Source organism: Bradyrhizobium sp. USDA 4354 (assembly GCF_054060315.1).
On sequence record NZ_JBSSDC010000001.1, the window covers coordinates 1,092,954 to 1,111,780 of the forward strand.

The following is an 18,827-nucleotide window of genomic DNA, read 5'->3' on the forward strand; positions in this document are numbered from 1 at the left end:
GCTTCGCGCTAACCTGCGATAGCCAGCCGATACGCCCGCGCCGCATTTGCACCAAAAGCCTTGTCCCGCACACGCGGGCCAAGCCTCGCCAGGCAGGCCTCCAACGCGGTCTTGATCTCGCCGTAACTTCCCGCAAGCAGACACACTGGCCAGTCCGAGCCGAAGATCAGCCTGTCCTCGCCAAAACATTTTGCGACGTGCTCGATGAACGGAAACAGCCGTTCCGCATCCCAGTCATTCCAGACCGCCTCCGTCGCGAGCCCCGAGATCTTGCACCAGACATTGCCGCAAGCGGCTAATGCGGCAATGCGGTCGGACCATTCGTCGCTTCCACCGTCCGCGATCGGCGGCTTGGCGGCGTGGTCGAGCACGAAGCGCGCCTGCGGAAAGGCCTGTGCGGTCGCGATCGCCGACGGCAGCTCGCGGGCACGAACGAGGAAATCGTAAGCGAGATCGCGGGCGAACACAGCCGTGAGGCCGCGCTGCACATCCTCGCGGAGCAGCCAATCGGGATCAGCCTCGTCGTGGACCTGATGGCGGATGCCGACCAGCTTGCCGCCGCCGGGCAAAGCGCGCAGCCGGTCGAGCGTTTCGTCAAGCGCACCATCGGTCAGATCGACCCAACCGACCACGCCGACGACGAAGGGATTTGCCTGCGCGATGCGCAAGAACTGCTCGGTCTCCTCCAGCGCGGAGCGGCACTGCACCACGATGCTGGCGTCGACGCCGTTTGCTTTCAGCAATGGCGCGAGATCGGCAGGACCGAAAGCGCGACGGATTGGCGCGAGCTCGTCCGCCGCCATCCAGGGGTAGTCGGCGCGCGCCGGATCCCAGAAATGCTGGTGGCTGTCGATGATCATGGCTTACGCTCCGCCCGGAAGTGGCGCGCGCGCATCGACGAGCTTTCGTGCACGCAACTCCTGCCAGAACGCGGCGGGCACCGCCTTCTCCGACATCGCGATGTTGTCGGCGACCTCACCAGCGTTGCGCTCCCCTAGCACGGCGACCGTCACCGCCGGATGCGCCATGCAGAACTGCAGCGCGGCGGCTTTCAGCTCCGTGTCGTGCCTGCGGCAGAGTTCATCGAGCTCGAGTGCACGCGCAACGAGCGCCGCATCGGCATCCTGATAGTTGAACTTCGCGCTCGTGCGCGGATTGGCCAAGATGCCGCTGTTGTAGATCCCGCCGAGCAGGATGCCGATGTTCCTGGCCTGGCAGAGCGGAAACAGCGCCTCCAGCGCGCCCTGGTCGAGCAGCGTGTAGCGCCCGGCGAGCAGGAAGCAGTCGACCGGCACGGCCTCGGCGAAGCGAACCAGCATCTCCGATTGGTTCATACCGGCGCCGATCGCCTTGACCGTGCCCTCACTGCGCAGGCGCTGGAGCGCGCGGAAGGCGCCGGTGACGGCGTCGTCATAATGGTCGTCGGGATCGTGCACGAGCAGGACGTCGACGCGGTCGAGCCCGAGGCGCGTCAGGCTCTCCTCGACCGAGCGCATGACGCCGTCATGGCTGAAATCGAACACCGGCCGCTCGCGCGATGTGCCCTTGTAGTGCTCATCCTCGGCAGCAGCGCCGTCAGGGGCGCGCAGCAGACGACCGACCTTGGTCGAGATGGCATAGGAGTCCCGCTTCTGTTGCCGCAGGAATGCACCAACCCGCCGCTCCGCGAGGCCAAAACCGTAGAGCGGCGCGGTATCGAAGAAGCGGATTCCCGCCGACCAGGCACGTGCGAGCGTCGCTTCCGCATCGGCATCGCTGACGGGGCTGAACAATCCGCCGAGCGGGGCGGAACCGAGGCCGAGTGAGGTGACATCGAGAGGGCCGAGCCGCGAGCGTTTCATTCCCATTGCCTTACAACATTCTTCATTCCGACAGTTCAAAGATCATCTCCCCCGCTCGCGGAAACCGCAAGCGGGGGAGGCACGCAGGAGCACGGGGCTGGCGGCGCTCCTACTTCAGCATCTGCGCGACATTGTCCTTGGTGACGAGATCGAGGCCGGTGTAGACGATCTCCGGCACCTTCTCGCCCTTCTTGATGGCGAGCAGCGTGTCCATCGCCTTCTCGCCCATCTCGAACGGACGCTGGCCGACCAGCGCATTGGCATAGCCGTCACGCAGCAGCTCGAGCTGCATCTTCAGCGTATCGGCAACGACCAGCGTGAATTTGCCGGAATCGATGTCCTTCTTGTTCCTGCTAGCGAAAGCCTTGAAGCCTTCGGGAGCGAACATCGGCCAGCCGCCGATGGGAACGATCGCGGCGAGGTCGGGCGTAGCGGTGCGCATGTCCGTCATTTGCTGGACCGCCAGCGCCGGATCGTCGTTGCAGAAGGTCGGCGAGCCCGCGACCTCGGTCCATTTCGAACCCTTCAGCGCCTCGCGTACGCCATCGACGCGCTCGGCTAGGTTCTTGGCACCGGGGCCGCCCGAGACCATGGCGTACTTGCCGCCGTCGGGCCGCATTTTCAGCAATTGCTTGCCGAGGGCCAGGCCGAACTCCTTGTTGTTGGTGCCGATATAGGCGATGCGCTTGGATCCCGGGGCATCGGCATCGAAGGTGATGACGGGGATGCCGGCGGCGGTTGCCGCCTCGATCGACTTGGTCATGGCCGCGACGTCCGCGACGGAGATGGCGAGGCCGTCGACCTTCTGGGTGATGAAGTCCTGGATGATCTGGGCCTGCGTCGCCGGCTCGTGCTCGACCGGCCCCTTGTAGATGCACTCGATATTGCCGAGCTCCTTGGCGCGCTTCAGGCAGCCGTCGCGCGCAAAGTCGAAGAACGGATTGTTCATCGCCTTGGGCACGATGACGAAACGATAGTTCGCGGCGAACGCCGGCGTCGCCATCAGCGCAACAGCGATACCGGCAAGAAGAAATTTCCTCATTGTCTCCTCCACCCTTGTTTGGTGCCCATCCTCTCGAAAGTGCCCGGGAAGCGGACAGGCGGCATTTTCGTTGCCTTCCCGAGATGACGTTTATGTCAGGTCATCCGCGAGCGGATGCGATCGACCAGCACGGCCAGAATGATGATCACGCCCACCAGCGTCTGCTGCCAGTAGGAGCTCACTTGCGCCAGCACGAGCCCGTTGCGGATCACCTCCAACAGCACGCAGCCGACGATGGCCCCGAGCGGACCGCCGATGCCGCCGGCGAGATTGGCGCCGCCGATCACGGCCGCGGCGATCACGTTGAGCTCGTAGGATGTCGCCATGTTGGCCGGCGCCGATCCGAGCCAGCCGGAGATGATGATGCCCTGCAGGCCCGCGGCGAGCGCGCAGATCACATAGACCTCGATCTTCACCCGGACCACCGGAATGCCGGTCAGCTCCGCCGCCTTCTCGTTGCCGCCGAGCGCGAAGACATGGCGACCGAACGAGGTATGATGCAAGACCACGGCCATCGCCAGCGCCAGGATCACGAGATAGATGAACGGTGCCGGCACGCCGAGCACGTCACCCGAGGTCAGCGCATAGAAATAATCGGCATCCGGCCCGCCCGGGAAACTGCCGCGGCCGTTGGAGACGACATAGCCGAGCCCGCGCACGATCGAGAGCATGCCGAGCGTGGTGACGAAGGGCGACAGCCCGAGCACGGCGATGCAGAAGCCGTTGACGAGGCCGGCGATCAGCGCGACGCCGAGGCCGGCGAGGATCGAGACCAGCAGGATCAGCCCCGGCACATTGGCGAGCACGGTCTTGCCGTCAGCCGCCATGTGCACGAACAGCGAGCCCGCCGGCGAGCCGGGCGCCGACAGCTCGGTCATCACCATCGAGGTGATCATGGCCGAGAAGCACATCATCGAGCCGACCGACAGATCGATGCCGCCGGTGATGATGACGAAGGTGACGCCGAGCGTCGCAATGGCGATGAAGGAAAAATTCTTCGCCACGTTCTGCATGTTGCCTTGGGTGAAGAAGTAAGGGCTGGCGAAATGCATGATGACCAGCAGCACGGCCAGCGCGAGCAGGACGTAGCCGGTTTGGGAGGCGAAGATGCCGCGCTGCCACCATCGGATCTTGCCGACATTGGTGAAGGTGATCGGGGATTCCATGGGCATGGCCATCACGCCGCCTCCTTCGCGCCGGTGATGAGGGCGGTGACCTCTTCCGGGCTGGTCTCGTGGATCGGCTTGTCGGCCCGCTTCTCGCCGCGGCGCATGACGACGACGCGGTCGCACACCGCGAACACGTCGGGCATGCGGTGGGAGATCAGCATGACCGCGACGCCCTGCTCCTTCAGCCGGTGGATCAGGCCGAGCACCTGCTCGACCTGACGAACGGAAATCGCGGCGGTCGGCTCGTCCATCATCACCAGCCGCGCATTGGAGAGCCGGGTCCGCGCGATCGCGACGGCCTGGCGCTGGCCGCCCGACATCTGCTTGACGAGGTCGTCGGGGCGCGTCTCCGAGCGCAACTCGCCGAACAATTCCAGCGCGCGCGCCGCCATTGCCTTGTGGTCGAGCAAGGCGATGGGTCCAAATCTGCGCTTCAGCTCGCGGCCGAGGAAGACGTTGGCTGCGGCGGTCAGATTGTCCGATAGCGCAAGGTCCTGGTAGACGACCTCGATGCCGACAGCGCGGGCATCGACGGGCCGGTTGAAATGGACCGCGCTGCCGGCGAAGCGCATCTCGCCGTGGGTGGGGCGGAAATTGCCGGCGATAATCTTGACCAGCGTCGACTTGCCCGCGCCGTTGTCGCCCATCAGACCGACCACCTCGCCGGGGAAGACCTGCATATCGACGTCGTGCAGCGCGCGGATCGCGCCGAACTCCTTGCCGATGCCGGTGAGCTCGAGCACCGGTGTCGCGTCAGCCTTTGCCATCAGCGGCGCTCCTCAGACATAGCGGTTGACCAGGGATTCCAGATATTCCTGCCGTCCCGAGCGCGGCTGCGGGTCGAAGCCCGGCGCAAGCGCGCGGTCGGCGAGATCGGCGAGCGAACGCTGGCCGCCGAGAATGGCGCGGCCCTCGGGACCGGCCCAACCCTCGTAGCGCGTCGCAAGCGGCGCGGTGAGCGTCCCGGCGTCGAGCATGTCGGCGGCGGCGAGGAAGGCGCGCGCGCAGGCGTCCATCGAGCCGACATGGGCATGGATCAGATCGTCGGGATCGATCGACTGGCGGCGGATCTTGGCATCGAAATTGAGCCCGCCCGAGGTGAAGCCGCCGCGGTTCAGGATCTCGTGGAACACCAAGGCGAGCTCGGGCACGTTCATCGCGAATTGATCAGTGTCCCAGCCAAGCAGATCGTCGCCACGGTTGATATCGAGCGAGCCGAACACGCCGAGCGCCTCAGCCAGCGCGACCTCGTGATGGAAGGAGTGGCCGGCGAGGATAGCGTGGTTCTGCTCGATGTTGAGCTTGACGTCCTTGAGGAGATCGTAGCGTTCGAGGAAGCCGTAGCAGGTGGCGACGTCGAAATCGTACTGATGCTTGGTCGGCTCCTTGGGCTTCGGCTCGATCAGGATCGGGCCCTTGAAACCTATTCTGTGCTTGTGCTCGACGACCAGCGAGACGAAGCGGCCGAGCTGGTCGAGCTCGCGCTTGAGATCGGTGTTGAGCAGCGTTTCGTAGCCCTCGCGGCCGCCCCACAGCACATAGTTCTGGCCGCCGAGCCGGTGCGTCACCTCGAGCGCGGCGCGGACCTGGCCGGCCGCATAGGTGAAGATGTCGGGGTCCGGATTGGTCGCCGCGCCCGCCATGTAGCGGCGATGCGTGAACAGGTTTGCGGTGCCCCAGAGCAGGCGGACCTTGCTTGATGCCATCTTCTGTTCGAACAGATCGGCGATCGCGTTGAGGTTGGCGACGGATTCCGCAAGCGAGTCCCCTTCCGGCGCCGCATCGACATCATGGAAAGTGAAGAAAGGCACGTCCAGCAGGCGGAACAGCTCGAAAGCGACATCGGCCTTGGCCCGCGCCATTGCCATCGCGTCAGTGCCATGGTGCCAAGGGCGCTGGAACGTCTCGCCGCCAAAGGGATCGCCGCCGGGCCAGCAGAACGAATGCCAATAGCAGACCGCAAAGCGCAAGTGGTCCTCCAGCCGGCGACCATGCACGAGGCGATCCTTGTCGTACCAGCGGAAGGCGGGCGCGTTTTTCGCCTCCTTGCCGCCGAAGGCGACGGGTAGGCTTGCATCGAAGAATTTTGCTGACGCGTTCACTTAAACGGACTCCTTCAAGGCGGGATAAAGCGCGCGCCATCGGCGATAGGCCTCGTCATAGGCCGAAGCGACGGACGGGCGGGGTGTGAAGCTCGCAAGCCGCCGCGGGCGCGTGCAGACGTCCGCGGGATCCTCGCCTGTTACGGCGAGCCGGCCGAGCCGCGCAGCGCCGAGCGCGGCTCCGACCTCGCCTTCCTCGACGCGGTGGACGGGAATGCCGAGCACGTCGGCGCAGATCTGCGCCCAGAGCGATGAGCGCGAGCCGCCGCCGACGAGATCGAGCTCGGCAATCGGCCCACTCGCCGCGCTCAGCGCCGCCAGATTGTCGCGCGCGGCGAAGGCGACGCCTTCGAGCACGGCCTGCACGATCTGGGAGCGCCCGGTCGCGCCGCGCAGGCCGACGAAGGCGCCGCTGGCGGCGGCATCGTTGTGCGGCGTGCGCTCGCCGTCGAGATAAGGCAGGAATTGGACCGGGCTTGGTGCATCGACGCGCTCGCCGAGCGGCGCCAGCAGCGCTGCGGCCGGCATCTCCATCACCCCGGCGAGCCAGGCCAGCGAGGCCGCGGCCGACAGCATCACGCCCATCTGATGCCAGAGGCCGGGCAGCGCGTGGCAGAAGGCGTGCACGGCAGAAGCCGGCGCGGGGGCGAAGCGATCGGTGACGCGGAACAGGACGCCGGACGTTCCCAGCGACAGGAAGGCATCGCCCGGCGCGATGGCGCCGAGCCCGATCGCACTGGCCGCATTGTCGCCGGCGCCGCCCGCGACGACGACATCTTTCGCCATGCCCCAGCGCTGCGCGCAATCCGGCGCGAGCATCGCGCTCACCGCGCTGCCCTCGACGAGGCGCGGCATGTGGTGCAGATCGAGCCCGGTGGCATGCAGCAGCAGGGCTGACCAGCGACGCAGGCCGACGTCGAGCCACAGCGTACCGGCCGCGTCCGACATGTCCTCGGCCATCTCGCCAGTGAGGCGATAGCGGACATAGGCCTTCGGCAGCAGCACCTTTGCGACGCGGTCGAAGATCTTCGGCTCATGCCGTGCCACCCAGAGCAGCTTCGGCGCTGTGAAGCCGGGCATCGCGAGATTGCCGGCAATTGCGTGCAACGAGGGACAGCGCCGCTCCAGCGCTGCGCACTCGGCCTGCGAGCGGCCGTCGTTCCAGAGGATGGCCGGACGCAGCGGCCGGCCGTCCTCGCCAAGCAGCGTCGCGCCATGCATCTGACCTGACAGCCCGATGCCACGAACCTGCGCAAGCTCGCGCGGCTGGCGCGCTGCGAGATCGTCGACTGCGCCGATCGCCGCATCGACCCAGGCATCGGGATCCTGCTCGGACCACAGCGGCGCGGGATGCGACAGCGCAAGCTCGCGCGCCGCCGTCGCGACGATCGCGCCGGCTTCGCTCACGAGCACCGCTTTCACACCGGACGTGCCGATGTCGATCCCGAGATACACCTATCCTCCCTTTCGCCTGCCGCGGTAGAGCGATCTTGCGTCGCTTTCCCCCGCAACGGGCCGATTCGAAATCCACCTGCCGCTAAGGCAGATTGTCCCGCATCACGATGTCGATCCTGATCTTCTCCTGCTCGCGCAAGATCGGTTCTCCGCGGGCGAGCGCCAGCAGCACGCGCACGGCTGCGCGCGCTTCATGTCCGGGGTTCTGCGAGATCGCGGCATCCATCACGCCCTGCAGCAGCAATCGGCGCGTCAGCGCGGTGACGTCGTGCCCGACGAACACCACCTGCTTGTCGCGCCCGGCCTCGCTCAACGCTTTGGCAACGCCCTGCGTGCCGGCGCCGACGTTGTAAAGGCCGACAATGTCAGCATGCCTGCCGAACAACCGTGCCAGCAGCTGCTCCGAACGGTCGTCCTCGTCGCGCCCTTCCAGCACCGGCAGCACGCCGAGATCGGGGAATTCCGTCGCCATCACCTGGTTGAAGCCGAAGATGCGCTCGGCATGGTCGCGCAGGCCCTGCGAGCCCGCGACGATCGCGACCTTGCCGGACCTCTGGCCCACCAGCCGCCCAACCAGCGCGCCGGCGGTGCGCCCCGCCGCGATGTTGTCGATTCCGACATAGTGGTGCCGGCGCGAGGACGGCACGTCCGAGACCAGCGTCACCACCTTGGTGCCGGCATCGACGAGATCATTGATGGCAGCGCGGACGCTCGGATGATCCAGCGCCACCACCGCGACGCCGTCATAGTCACCCGACAGCGCCTCCAGCGAGGCCGCGAGCGCGGACGGGTCGAACACGTCGGTTGCGACCATCTCGACGCTGAGGCGGCGGGCTGACAGCCAGGCCGGCATCTCGCCGAGATAGGCCTCGATCTGCTGCATGAACGGGTTCGGCCCCGACGGCATCACGAAGGCGAAGCGGCGGGCGCGGCCGCGGGCGAGCTCGGCGGCGGCCACATGTGGCTGGAACGAATTGCGCTCGATGGCTTCCTTGACGCGCCGGACCGTGTCCGGGCGTACCCCCGGCCTGTTGTGCAGGACGCGGTCGACGGTCGCGAGACTGACGCCCGCCTCGCGGGCGATGTCCTTCAGCGTCAGCGCAGTCGGGGTGAGCGTCTCGGCCATGGCTGAAGGCTAGCAGAGGTGTTTTGAGGTACGCAACTCATTTTGAGGGAACATCGGTCGTTTTTGATCCGCCGCTGCCTCTTGTGGAACGGCTCCTCCAGCAGGTCGTTGCCGCGGCGTGCGTAACGACATCACCCATCATTCCGGCGAGGGCCTGAGCCCGACGCTCGAACGCAATATCCACGCGCTGGTCGAGCGGCGGCGCCGGGAGCAGCAGGCGGCAAGAGGCCAGGACAAGGTCGCCGACGCGATTACGGCCTTCACCGGCAGCATGACGTTCGTCTACCTGCACCTCGCCGTGTTCGGGTTCTGGATCATCGCCAACCTGCATTGGCTGCCGGGGATCCCAGCCTGGGACGAGAGCTTCGTCGTGTTGGCGATGATCGCCTCGGTGGAAGCGATCTTCCTCTCCACCTTCGTGCTGATCTCGCAGAACCGCATGACGGCGGCAGCCGACAAGCGCGCCGATCTCGATCTCCAGATCAGCCTGCTCGCCGAGCACGAGCTGACCAAGGTTGCCCGTCTCCTCACCCAAGTCGCGGAGCGGCTCGACGTCAAGCCGGACTCTGAGCGGGACCTGGAGGAAGCGGCCCGGGACATTGCGCCCGAGCGGGTGCTCGACAGGATCGAGGAGACGCGCCCCTGAGCTATCGGTGCGCCGGCATCGACAAGTCCAGCGTCAGGAACAGGCTGTTGGGATCCTCGACATAGAACTCGAAGGGGTCACAGGCGACGAAACCGTGCGCCAGATAGAGCGCATGTGCCGGCTTGAAATAGTCCCACGAGCCGGTCTCGAGGCTGAGACGCGTCATGCCGCGCACACGTGCCTCCGTGATGATGTGGCGGAGCATCTGGGCCGCCAAAGCCGCGCCGGCGCGTGGTCTGAAGCGTATGCATCGACTTGACCTCACCATGCAATGCCGAGAGCGTCTTCAGCGCGCCGACGGCAACCAGCGTCTCACCGGCCCAGCCTGTCCAGAACGCGATATCAGGCGCGCGCAGCCCGGAGAGATCGAGCGCATGCGCACTGCCCGGCGCGGTCTGTGCCCGCGCCGCCGTGACGTGATGATCGAGCAGCGCGATGACGCAGGGATCATGGGTGTCGCCGGTGCGGATCTGCATCGTCATAGTCTCCACTTCACGCCCTCACATCTTCCCATAGGAAGCGCCGCGCCGCGTGATGATGACGTAGCGCGCGTCCTGCTTCGTTTCGTTCTCGAACATCACGGCGCGCATCACGTCGAAATCCAGACAATCGCCCTCGCGCAGCCGCACGGCCTTGGCATCGATATGCACGGCAATCGCGCCCTCCAGCATCAAGAGCTGCTGGGTGAAGGCATTGCGGCCCCAGGGACTGTAGGAGACGCGGGCGCCGGCCGGCAGGTCGACCACGATGATCTCGATGCCGCTGGCCGCATCCGGCGGCGAGGCATGACGCCGGCGATAGCCGCTGTCGGGATCGCGCCAATGCGGCTGGTCGGCAAGCCGCACCAGCCGCTCCGGCGGCTTCTCCGCCAGCGCGACGACATCGCTCAGCGTGACGTCGAGCGCCGCGCAGAGCTTGTTCAGCAGCGCCGCCGTCGCACTGCTCTGCGCCCGCTCCACCCGACCGATCATGGCCCGGCTGACGCCCGAGCGCGCTGCGAGCTCGTTCAACGTCATGCCCGCCTGCGTCCGCAGCGTCTTCAGTCGGCGACCGATCGCGCGGTCGAGCTTCTGCTGGTCCATCTCTTTGCGGGCCCTGGCCTTCGTCCAAACATTGCCCGACACGAGGACCGCACCCGCCGGGGCGAGAGTAAGCTTAAGGCCAGCGAGGCGCGTGTGCCGGGAGCGAGAAGCTAATATATTAGAAACTTGGCGCAGCGCGTGAGCGGCTCACGGCTTGATGAAATGGAATGCTATCGGGGAAGCTTGGAGCGGGCGAAGGGAATCGAACCCTCGTATGCAACTTGGGAAGCTGCCGTTCTACCATTGAACTACGCCCGCGAGATGCGCGCTTTGCGCCCCTCCTGATTAGCCGAGACGGCGCCTCCCGCCAAGCGGTTTGGCGCGTCCGCCCGGACGGTTGTTAACGTCCTGGTAAGATTCCAGATGCGCCGGATTGTGGCGGTGTTATGATCGAATTTCCGGGGAGAAACGTGCACTGAGTGGGGCGTGTGCATGGTGGGGCGCGCGTACGCGATATTCGACACGGCGCTGGGGCGCTGCGGCATCATCTGGAGCAGCACCGGCGTGGTCGCCGTGCAGCTGCCGGAGGCGCGGGAGATCGATACCCGCCGCCGGATCTTCCAGGTCCATCCCGAGGCGCGCGAGCAGCGCCCGTCCGAGAACGCCGAGCTTGCGATCGAGGGCATCACAGGCCTGCTGCAAGGCAACGATCCTGATTTCTCCGAGGTCAGCCTGGATGCCGGCGGGGTGCCCGGCTTCAACCGGCGCGTCTACGAGTACGCCTGCACCATTCCACGCGGAGAGACGCGCACCTATCACGAGGTCGCCAAGGCGCTCGGCGCTTCCGGCGCGGCGTATTCCGTGGCGCAGGCGCTCTCGAAAAATCCCTTCATGCTGATCGTGCCCTGCCACCGGGTGCTGGAAACAGGCAATTACACCGACCGGCTCTCGCCCTATGGCGGCGTCATCTCCAAGCGACGGCTGCTGGCGCTCGAAGGCGCCCATCCCGTCGCCAGCAAGACGCTGTTCGAGGTGCTGCTGCCCGTTGCCCCGCCGCGCGCTCCCAGCTAAGGCGCGATCCTGATCGCACCTTAGCTTTGTTTTTTGGGCATGATCTTGTCGGACAACCGCTACACACTTGTCCGGATCATGCCTAGATAGGCGGGATGGACGCGACCACACTGCTGACGACGCCATCGATGACGGTCTCCGAATTTCGCTGCGATGCGGGACCGGATGACACGCCATTTGCCGAGTGTCGCACCGGCCATTCCATCGCCTATGTCCGCTCCGGCAGCTTCGGCTGCCATTGCCGCGCCGGCTTCTTCGAGCTGGTGGCGGGCTCGATGCTGATCGGCGCGCCCCGCGAGGAATACACCTGCACGCATGAGCATGTCAGCGGCGACGTCTGCCTCGGCTTCTTCCTCAGCGAGGACCTGGTCGAGACTCTCGGCGGGCGGCGCGAGGTCTGGCGGGTCGGCGCGACGCCGCCGCTGCCCGAGCTGATGGTGCTGGGCGAGCTGGCCCAGACGGCAGCAGACGGCAGCAGCGACCTCGGCCTCGACGAGATCGGCCAGATCCTTGCCGGCCGATTTGTGGACGTCGTCTCGGGCAAGGCGCGCAAGCCGGCGACGCCCACTGCCCGCGACCGGCGCCGCGCGGTCGAGGCCGCGTTGTGGATCGACGACAATTCACATGAAGAAGTCGATCTCGAACAGGCAGCAAAGCAGGCAGGCCTGAGCCCGTTTCATTTCCTGCGGCTGTTCTCGAGCGTGCTCGGCGTCACTCCGCATCAATATCTGGTGCGCTCGCGGCTGCGGCACGCCGCGCGCAGGCTTGCCGACGATGATATCGCCGTCACCGACATCGCCTATGACGTCGGCTTCGGCGATCTCTCCAACTTCGTCCGCACCTTCCATCGCGCCGCCGGCATGTCGCCGACCAAGTTCCGCCAGGCCTCGAAGGGCATGCGCAAGATTCTCCAAGAGCAGCTTGCCCTCAACTGACTAGGGTCGTCTCCGGCGCGTGCCATTCGCGGCACGCTTCTGCAATGGAGACGAACATGTACGACCACATCGGATTGCGCATTGCCGACCTCGACGCCGCGACACGCTTCTACACCGCAGTGCTGGCGCCGCTCGGCTATGTCCTGTGCTCGAGCGGCGACGGCTATGCCGGTTTCGGGCCGAAGGGCGAGCCGGCGCTATGGCTGCACCAGAACAAGGGCCGGAAGGCGGATGGTGCACATATCGCGTTTCGCGCCAAGAATCACGACGCGGTCAAGGCGTTCCATACCGAAGGGCTGAAGAACGGCGGCCGCGATAATGGCGGCGCCGGCCCGCGCAGGGATTACAGCCCGACCTATTACGCGGCGTTCCTGATCGATCCTGACGGCAACAATGTCGAGGCGGTTTGTCCGTGAGCCGCCGCCGCGCACGAGCACTCGTAGGGTGGGCAAAGCGTAGCGTGCCCACCATCGCGTGAGACGGTGTCGATCAATGGTGGGCACGGCGCGCGAAGTGCGCGCCTTTGCCCACCCTACGAGCTAGCCACTCGCTCCGTCATTGCGAGGAGCTCTTGCGACGAAGCAATCCAGACTGTCTCCGCGGAAACATCACTGGATTGCTTCGCTTCGCTCGCAATGACGGTGTTTATGGCGTCGACCTATCGAAACCAAGGAAACCCCCATGGCCTCCATCCACAACGACATCTCCCTCCCCGCCCCCGCGCACGACGTCTGGGACGCGGTTCGCGATTTCGGCGCGCTGCATCAGCGGCTGGTGCCGGGCTTCGTCACGGCGTGCACGCTCGACGGCGATGCGCGCATCGTCACCTTCGCCAACGGCTCGGTCGCGCGCGAGGTGCTGGTCGATTGCGACGATGCGCGGCAGCGCCTCGTCTATGCGATCAACAACGAGCGGCTGAAGCACTACAGCGCCTCGGTGCAGGTCATTGCCGATGGCGAGACGAGATGTCGCCTCGTCTGGATCATCGACATGCTGCCGAACGAGCTCGCGCCTTACGTGCAGGGGCAAACCAAGGAGGCCGTGGTCGCCATGCACAAGGCGTTTCCGTCGGCGGCGGCCTGATCACCCACTGTGCGTTTTCTCACAGAGCTCTACCCTCGCCAGCCGTAACCATTCTCGCGGGCGTCCGGTTGGCTCCGCTCTCCCGGCGGCGCCGCGCACGCGAGGAGCATGTCATGAGAGGTGCGGACAAGGTGATCTGTCAGGCGGCCGCCGTGCTGCTGCTGTTTTCGATCTCGAGCGTGCCGGCAAAGGCGCAGCTCCTCGGCGGCGGCGGTGCCGGCGGCGAGGACATGATGACCCAGATGGCGCCGATGCTGGAGATGATGAAGGCCAAGATGGGCAAGCGCCGCTTCGCCATGCTGATGCAGACCATGGGCCCGATGATGAGCCGCATGATGGAGAACGGCGGCGGCATGATGGGTGGCGGCCTCGGCGGTGGCAATCTCGGCGGCGGATTCGGTGCGCCGAGCTACGGCGGTTACACGCCGATGGGCGGCGGCTATATGCCGGTCGGGATCGGCGGCATGGGCGGCGGCGACATCATGGGCATGCTCGGCGGCACAAGTGGCGGCGACATGATGGCGATGATCCCGCAGCTGATGCGGCTCGCCAATACCGGCGGCGGTGGCGGCCATCGTCGCCACAAGCACCGCTAGTCGGCAGCTGAAAGCGCCGGCCCGATCGCAGCCTTCGTCTTGCGCGGCCCCCAGCGTGTCAACACCACGCTGGAGCACGACAGCACGCCGAGCACGACCATCGAGCTCGCGGCCAGCCAGAAGAAGCTCTGTGCGGTGGCGCCGTGCGTCGACAGCCACCAGCCGACGGCCGCGATGTAGATCAGCCGCGCGGTCTGCGCCAGCACCGGCCCGACCACCTTGGCCGCGCCTTGCGAGGAGAAATACATCGTCGTTGCAAGACCGAAGAAGGCGTAGAACGGCCCGACCGTCGAGAGATATTGATGGCTCGCCGCGCGCACGGCGACGCTGTCGGTGAAGATGTTGACCCAGAGATCGGGGAAGATCGCAACGAGGCATGCCGGCGCGCCGACTGCCACGAAGGCGGCGGCACTGGCGATCCAGGCGATGCGCCGGGCCCGCGCGATGCGGCCCGCGCCGATCGCCATCCCGACCATTGGCACGCAGGCAATGCCGAACGAGAACGCGATCGAGGTCAGCAGGAATTCGAGCCGCGCGCCGATGCCGTAGCCGGCGAGGATCGCGGTGCCGAACTTCGCCAGCATGTGGGTGAAGATCGAGATCGTCAGCACCGATTGCAGCGGCGAGAAGCAGGCGATGGCGCCGACCTTGAGGATGTCGAAGAACATCGCCCATTGGATGCGCAAGCCCCGAAGCCTCAGTGCGATGCGCGCGCGGCCGGAGAACAGGTACCAGCCCATGATGCAGATGTTCATGGAATAGGCGATCAGCGCGCCAGCGGCGACGCCGCGCATGCCGAGCTGCGGCACCGGTCCGAACCCGAGGCCGAGCGTGCCGCCGAGCACGATCTGCCAGGCCGCGGAGTTGAGGATCAGGAACGACGGCAGCTTCATGTTGCCGGTGCCGCGCAACACGCCCGCCATGGTGTTGAGCAGCCAGGGCAGTACGGCGCCGCCGAAGAACACCTGCGTGTAGGCGATCGCATGCGTCAGCACATCGCCGCGGCCGCCAAGCATTTCGAGCACCCTGGGCCCGAAGATCAGCATGCCCAGCATGAAGACCAGACCGAAGCCGATGCCGATCAGCAACGCATGCCTGGCAAGCGTGCCGGCCCGCTCGCGGTCGCCGGCACCGAGGGCACGCGCGATGGCGGACGCCACCGCGCCGCCCATGGCACCGCCGGACATGGTCATGGTCAGGATCACTGTCGGAAACACCAGCGCCATCGCGGCCAGTGCCTCGACGCCGAGTCGCCCGACATAAGAGGTCTCGGCGATCACCACGCAGATGCCGGCCGACAAGCCGATCACGTTCGGCCAGGCGAGCGAGAGCAGCGTGCGCAGGATCGGCCCGTCGGTCAGCGCGCTCTTGACCGGCCGCGGAGGCGGCGGCAGCGGACGCTCGTGTTCATCGACCGGGATCTCGGCGATGTCGGACATGTCGTCTCCCGGGCACGAGCGCCATTTGCGGCGCGGCAATGAACAGGTGTGCCAATCAATCTATTCGCGCGCAGGGCGCGGCTGGGGCTTGTTAGCACGGTGCGCGCCGATTCCTCCTGCGCCGGGTGCAGGCGTGCCCTGCGGCAGCGCATTTCAATGAGTGGAATTACCCGATCGCCCATACCAGCGGCAGGCGACCGCCTGCCGTCGGGCGCAGGTGCACGCCGATATGCCGACCACATCCGGCAGCGAGACCTTCGAGCAATCCTTCCAGCATCTTGGTGCAGGTGGGGTGATAGTCAGCGACGTCGTCCATCAGTTTCCAGCTCAGCTGGCGTAGTTCGAACGCGCTTTCGGATTGCGTCATCTCGGCCGCATCATCCTGTGCGACGAACAACGCGCTCAGGAACGATGCGAACTCACTCGCGCCGCCGCGGGTCATCGACAGCGCCGCTGCAACCTCGTCGAAATACTGCATCCCGATCAGCTTGCCGGTGAGATGCAGCAGATAGCCGGCGTCCTCGGGGCCGAACAGCTGAACCATCACGGGCGTGGCGGTGCGGACATATTCCATCGCATAGTTGCGATAGGCTTTTTCGAGCCGCGGTTTTGGCCAGCTCGCGACCGGCAGTGCCGGAGCGGTCTTCGCGTCGAACAGCGGCGCCTCCAGATGCCGCGCGAAGACGAGCCGCCGATCCAGCTCGAGCGGATGGTCGTATTGATGGTAATAGCCTTCGAGCCCATCCTGGCCGTCGACGCTCTGCTTGGTGCAGACGAAGCCGAGCCTGAGATCGCCGAGCGCAACGCCATTGTTGGCGTGCCAGCCGCGCAGCATCGCGCGGGAGACCTCGCCCGGCACGCCGCAGATCGCGGTGCCCTTCCAGATCCAGCGCGGCGGCGGATAGCGGATCCAGGCCTTGGTGTCGCTCTCATACATGTATTCGACATGCACGCCGCCGATCCAATTGGACAGATAATGATATTGCGCGGCCGCCACTGCCGGCGGCAGATGACTGAGCCCGAGCTTTTGCAAACCAGGCAGGAAGCGCTCCTGCTGCTGGCGGGCGGAACACGCGGAACACGAACTCCGCGGCATCCGCCGTGCCGCGCCGCGTGACCACGGTGAGGATGAGCCCGGTGAAATAGGCGTGATAGAGGTCGGCGACCGCGCGCCAGCGCTTCCATTGGGCTTCCTGCGCGGTGTCGGCTGACGTGCTCATGTTCACTCCCGATCATTGTTGCGATCGAGTGTGTCACCGCCCTTGGTGACAGGCAACCTGATGCTCATGCAGGGCGCCCTGCACAGCGGCCCGTCAATTCCGCATCACGAATTTTGCGCAAGCCTGGCAGCGCGCTCGCGCTCGACACGTTCGGTGACGTCGCGTGCCATCGCCACCGACCCCTGCACTGCGCCGTCAGTGTCACGCACGAGCGCGAAGGTCATCTCGATGTAGAGCTTGCGTCCGCTCTTGTGCAGCGCGCGAGTCAGCGTCGGCTTCCCCGCAAGCTTCATCGTCCCGCTCGCGAGCGCAGCCTCGAAGCCTTTCCAGTGCGCGGCGCGGAGATGCTCGGGAATGATCAGGTCGAGATTCTGGCCGAGCGCTTCATCGGCGGTGAAGCCGAACAGCGCGGCCGATGCGCGATTCCAGCGCGTGATCGTGCCGGAGCGATCGGAATAGATCAGTGCGTCCGCGACGTCTTCGATGATGTTTGCGTCGAGCTGGGATGGATCGGTCATGACGAGACCTCGCATATCGCTGGATTTTGCACATCCTGGCACACATTCGGTGTCATCGCCCGACTTTACCGGGTCATCCAGTACCCCGAGGCGGCAGTGACTAGATCGAGAGGCCGCAGCGTACTGGATGCCCCGGTCAAGCCCTAGCATATTCACACATCTCGGGGCCGGCGGCGTCTTGCCAGATCGTCTGAAGTCTGAATCCATCGGAGCGTTGTGCCGATGGAGCGAGTGATGGAAGGCGGATTGGGACGGTTTGGAGACCGGCGCCTGGAAAAAGGGGTGCCCGTTTGTTGGCCCGCCTTATCAGCGTCGGTCAGTCTGGGATCAGTGTTCGGCGGGTTGGCGGGGATCGAGCTGGCGAGATCCGCATCACGCGTTTCCTTCGCAATCGGCGGGTGACCCCGGAGGAGATGGTGACCACGGCCCGGTTGCGGACCGCAGGGCTGGTCAGAGGTCGCCATGTTCTGGCGATCCAGGACACCACGACCCTGCGAGACGATGGCAAGCTCGACAGTTTGAACCTTCACGCGATGGTCGCCGTAGATGCCGATGACGGGGCATTGCTCGGGCTTGTCGATGCGACGTTCCTCAAACATGTCGGCGGCAAAAAGCGCCGGCGGGCCGTGCGGGCATTTGCGGATAAGGAGAGCCGTCGCTGGCTCGACGCCACCCTCACGGCGGCAGAGTTGGCAGCTCATGGGGCGGAATGTGTGACGGTAGTTGCCGACCGCGAGGGTGACATTTACGAGGAGTTTGCCTGCCGACCTGTCGAGACTGAACTGCTGATCAGGGCCAATTACGATCGAGCTCTGAAGGATGGTGGCACGCTCTACAACTGCCTCGATGACGTGCCAGAACTTGGCCGGGAAGTTATCGACGTATCGGCCAAGCCGGGCCAGATGGCACGTAAAGCCGTATTGGCATTGCGAACGCGGCAGATCAGCCTGCTGTGGCCAAGACGCAAATGCCCAGGTGAAGAGGCCAAACTGCCGAAGGAGGTCACGCTCACGCTGGTGGAGGCGCGTGAGGTCGATCCTCCGGCAAACGTCCCGCCGGTGCATTGGCGACTACTGACGACACACCAAGTGACAACACTGGCGTCTGCGCAGCAGATCACGCACCTGTATCGCCAGCGCTGGACTATCGAGCAACTGTTCCGTCTCATGAAGACCAAGGGCTTCAACATCGAAGCCGTATGTGTGGTCGACGGCGGCCCATTCGAGAACTTGACCGCGGCAACGCTGATCGCAGCGATCCAGGTCCTGCAAATGGTACGAGAGCGCGACGGTGCAGCAAACCGACCGCTCGACGATATGCTTGATCCTAAGGATCGTCCGGCTTTGGAGGCCGTTTGCCGAACCCTTGAAGGCAAAACCGATCGGCAAAAGAATCCGCACCCCTCGGGTTCGCTTGCCTACGCAACGTGGGTATGCGCGCGCCTCGGCGGCTGGACAGGATACTACAGCAAACCAGGCCCCATCACGATCCTCCAGGGCCTATTGGCCCTCAGGGCCATGCTCAGCGGCTGGAGAATCGCTCGCGATGTGTGAATCAACTAG

The 18,827-nt window shown here is 65.6% G+C and carries 18 protein-coding genes, 1 tRNA gene and 2 pseudogenes; 7 read left to right on the forward strand and 14 right to left on the reverse strand.

Going from position 1 to position 18,827, the window contains the following annotated elements; translation table 11 throughout:
- Positions 1–8: 8 nt before the first annotated feature.
- The 8 genes from ACVIIV_RS05225 to ACVIIV_RS05260 all read right to left on the reverse strand — a co-directional run bounded on the left by ACVIIV_RS05225 (position 9) and on the right by ACVIIV_RS05260 (position 8,735).
- Positions 9–860, reverse strand: coding sequence for an amidohydrolase family protein (locus ACVIIV_RS05225; RefSeq protein ID WP_456743235.1), 852 nt, complete (start codon positions 858–860; stop codon positions 9–11).
- 3 nt (positions 861–863) lie between these two features.
- The gene (locus tag ACVIIV_RS05230; protein ID WP_456743236.1) at positions 864–1,841 is read right to left on the reverse strand and encodes an aldo/keto reductase; all 978 of its coding nucleotides are present in this window, start codon (positions 1,839–1,841) and stop codon (positions 864–866) included.
- A 109-nt stretch (positions 1,842–1,950) separates the two neighbouring features.
- Positions 1,951–2,883 carry a sugar-binding protein gene (locus tag ACVIIV_RS05235; RefSeq protein ID WP_456743237.1) on the reverse strand — a complete coding sequence of 311 codons (933 nt, stop codon included), beginning with the start codon at positions 2,881–2,883 and terminating at the stop codon, positions 1,951–1,953.
- 95 nt (positions 2,884–2,978) lie between these two features.
- Positions 2,979–4,061 carry an ABC transporter permease gene (locus tag ACVIIV_RS05240; RefSeq protein ID WP_456743238.1) on the reverse strand — a complete coding sequence of 361 codons (1,083 nt, stop codon included), beginning with the start codon at positions 4,059–4,061 and terminating at the stop codon, positions 2,979–2,981.
- Positions 4,061–4,819 (reverse strand): ATP-binding cassette domain-containing protein, encoded by a 759-nt coding sequence (locus ACVIIV_RS05245; RefSeq protein WP_456743239.1) that lies wholly within the window; start codon positions 4,817–4,819, stop codon positions 4,061–4,063. The genes ACVIIV_RS05240 and ACVIIV_RS05245 overlap by 1 nt, the downstream gene beginning before the upstream one ends.
- Positions 4,820–4,831: 12 nt before the next feature.
- Positions 4,832–6,154: a xylose isomerase gene (gene xylA, locus ACVIIV_RS05250; protein WP_456743240.1), complete on the reverse strand. Its 1,323-nt coding sequence runs from the start codon at positions 6,152–6,154 to the stop codon at positions 4,832–4,834.
- A complete protein-coding gene (gene xylB / locus ACVIIV_RS05255) occupies positions 6,155–7,609 on the reverse strand; it encodes a xylulokinase (protein WP_456743241.1) in 1,455 nt (484 codons plus the stop codon).
- A gap of 82 nt (positions 7,610–7,691) precedes the next feature.
- Positions 7,692–8,735 carry a LacI family DNA-binding transcriptional regulator gene (locus ACVIIV_RS05260; RefSeq protein ID WP_456743242.1) on the reverse strand — a complete coding sequence of 348 codons (1,044 nt, stop codon included), beginning with the start codon at positions 8,733–8,735 and terminating at the stop codon, positions 7,692–7,694.
- Between the two features lie 118 nt (positions 8,736–8,853).
- On the opposite strand from ACVIIV_RS05260, the gene ACVIIV_RS05265 reads away from it, so the two are divergent.
- On the forward strand, positions 8,854–9,381 hold the full coding sequence (locus tag ACVIIV_RS05265) for a DUF1003 domain-containing protein (protein ID WP_456743243.1): 528 nt from the start codon (positions 8,854–8,856) through the stop codon (positions 9,379–9,381).
- Between the two features lies 1 nt (position 9,382).
- Here ACVIIV_RS05265 and ACVIIV_RS05270 read toward each other — a convergent pair.
- The 3 genes and pseudogenes from ACVIIV_RS05270 to ACVIIV_RS05280 all read right to left on the reverse strand — a co-directional run bounded on the left by ACVIIV_RS05270 (position 9,383) and on the right by ACVIIV_RS05280 (position 10,721).
- Positions 9,383–9,857, reverse strand: a pseudogene (locus ACVIIV_RS05270) (GNAT family N-acetyltransferase).
- Positions 9,858–9,881: 24 nt separating this feature from the next.
- Entirely contained in the window at positions 9,882–10,463 is a 582-nt protein-coding gene (locus ACVIIV_RS05275) for a helix-turn-helix domain-containing protein (RefSeq protein ID WP_456748667.1), read from the reverse strand.
- A 184-nt stretch (positions 10,464–10,647) separates the two neighbouring features.
- Positions 10,648–10,721: transfer RNA gene (locus tag ACVIIV_RS05280), tRNA-Gly, on the reverse strand.
- 174 nt (positions 10,722–10,895) lie between these two features.
- On the opposite strand from ACVIIV_RS05280, the gene ACVIIV_RS05285 reads away from it, so the two are divergent.
- The 5 genes from ACVIIV_RS05285 (at position 10,896) to ACVIIV_RS05305 (ending at position 14,088) form a co-directional block, all read left to right on the forward strand.
- Positions 10,896–11,474, forward strand: coding sequence for a methylated-DNA--[protein]-cysteine S-methyltransferase (locus ACVIIV_RS05285; RefSeq protein WP_456743244.1), 579 nt, complete (start codon positions 10,896–10,898; stop codon positions 11,472–11,474).
- Positions 11,475–11,569: 95 nt separating this feature from the next.
- Complete coding sequence (locus ACVIIV_RS05290) at positions 11,570–12,409, forward strand: helix-turn-helix transcriptional regulator (RefSeq protein ID WP_456743245.1); 840 nt, start codon at positions 11,570–11,572, stop codon at positions 12,407–12,409.
- Positions 12,410–12,465: 56 nt separating this feature from the next.
- Positions 12,466–12,825: a VOC family protein gene (locus tag ACVIIV_RS05295; protein ID WP_456743246.1), complete on the forward strand. Its 360-nt coding sequence runs from the start codon at positions 12,466–12,468 to the stop codon at positions 12,823–12,825.
- Positions 12,826–13,090: 265 nt separating this feature from the next.
- A complete protein-coding gene (locus ACVIIV_RS05300) occupies positions 13,091–13,492 on the forward strand; it encodes an SRPBCC family protein (protein WP_456743247.1) in 402 nt (133 codons plus the stop codon).
- A gap of 113 nt (positions 13,493–13,605) precedes the next feature.
- Positions 13,606–14,088 carry a hypothetical protein gene (locus ACVIIV_RS05305; protein ID WP_456743248.1) on the forward strand — a complete coding sequence of 161 codons (483 nt, stop codon included), beginning with the start codon at positions 13,606–13,608 and terminating at the stop codon, positions 14,086–14,088.
- On the opposite strand, the gene ACVIIV_RS05310 is transcribed toward ACVIIV_RS05305, so the two are convergent.
- From ACVIIV_RS05310 to ACVIIV_RS05320, 3 genes and pseudogenes are all read right to left on the reverse strand, one after another.
- Positions 14,085–15,527, reverse strand: coding sequence for an MATE family efflux transporter (locus ACVIIV_RS05310; protein ID WP_456743249.1), 1,443 nt, complete (start codon positions 15,525–15,527; stop codon positions 14,085–14,087). The two genes, ACVIIV_RS05305 and ACVIIV_RS05310, sit on opposite strands and share 4 nt — an antisense overlap.
- 166 nt (positions 15,528–15,693) lie before the next feature.
- Positions 15,694–16,747 (reverse strand): annotated as a pseudogene (locus ACVIIV_RS05315) (hypothetical protein).
- Positions 16,748–16,851: 104 nt separating this feature from the next.
- Positions 16,852–17,265, reverse strand: a complete 414-nt coding sequence (locus tag ACVIIV_RS05320) for a PAS domain-containing protein (protein ID WP_456743250.1) — start codon at positions 17,263–17,265, stop codon at positions 16,852–16,854.
- A 293-nt stretch (positions 17,266–17,558) separates the two neighbouring features.
- Between ACVIIV_RS05320 and ACVIIV_RS05325 the strand changes: the two genes are divergently transcribed.
- The gene (locus ACVIIV_RS05325) at positions 17,559–18,818 is read left to right on the forward strand and encodes an IS4 family transposase (protein WP_456743251.1); all 1,260 of its coding nucleotides are present in this window, start codon (positions 17,559–17,561) and stop codon (positions 18,816–18,818) included.
- Positions 18,819–18,827 lie beyond the last annotated feature (9 nt).

Excerpts from the sequence above, each read along its gene's own strand:
- ACVIIV_RS05225 (WP_456743235.1), bottom strand. The coding sequence starts at position 860 with ATGATCATCGACAGCCACCAGCATTTCTGGGATCCGGCGCGCGCCGAC.
- ACVIIV_RS05285 (WP_456743244.1), top strand. The coding sequence starts at position 10,896 with ATGGTGGGGCGCGCGTACGCGATATTCGACACGGCGCTGGGGCGCTGC.
- ACVIIV_RS05295 (WP_456743246.1), top strand. The coding sequence starts at position 12,466 with ATGTACGACCACATCGGATTGCGCATTGCCGACCTCGACGCCGCGACA.
- ACVIIV_RS05300 (WP_456743247.1), top strand. The coding sequence starts at position 13,091 with ATGGCCTCCATCCACAACGACATCTCCCTCCCCGCCCCCGCGCACGAC.
- ACVIIV_RS05235 (WP_456743237.1), bottom strand. The coding sequence starts at position 2,883 with ATGAGGAAATTTCTTCTTGCCGGTATCGCTGTTGCGCTGATGGCGACG.
- ACVIIV_RS05260 (WP_456743242.1), bottom strand. The coding sequence starts at position 8,735 with ATGGCCGAGACGCTCACCCCGACTGCGCTGACGCTGAAGGACATCGCC.
- ACVIIV_RS05230 (WP_456743236.1), bottom strand. The coding sequence starts at position 1,841 with ATGAAACGCTCGCGGCTCGGCCCTCTCGATGTCACCTCACTCGGCCTC.
- ACVIIV_RS05320 (WP_456743250.1), bottom strand. The coding sequence starts at position 17,265 with ATGACCGATCCATCCCAGCTCGACGCAAACATCATCGAAGACGTCGCG.
- ACVIIV_RS05240 (WP_456743238.1), bottom strand. The coding sequence starts at position 4,061 with ATGGCCATGCCCATGGAATCCCCGATCACCTTCACCAATGTCGGCAAG.
- ACVIIV_RS05305 (WP_456743248.1), top strand. The coding sequence starts at position 13,606 with ATGAGAGGTGCGGACAAGGTGATCTGTCAGGCGGCCGCCGTGCTGCTG.
- ACVIIV_RS05275 (WP_456748667.1), bottom strand. The coding sequence starts at position 10,463 with ATGGACCAGCAGAAGCTCGACCGCGCGATCGGTCGCCGACTGAAGACG.
- ACVIIV_RS05245 (WP_456743239.1), bottom strand. The coding sequence starts at position 4,819 with ATGGCAAAGGCTGACGCGACACCGGTGCTCGAGCTCACCGGCATCGGC.
- ACVIIV_RS05310 (WP_456743249.1), bottom strand. The coding sequence starts at position 15,527 with ATGTCCGACATCGCCGAGATCCCGGTCGATGAACACGAGCGTCCGCTG.
- ACVIIV_RS05290 (WP_456743245.1), top strand. The coding sequence starts at position 11,570 with ATGGACGCGACCACACTGCTGACGACGCCATCGATGACGGTCTCCGAA.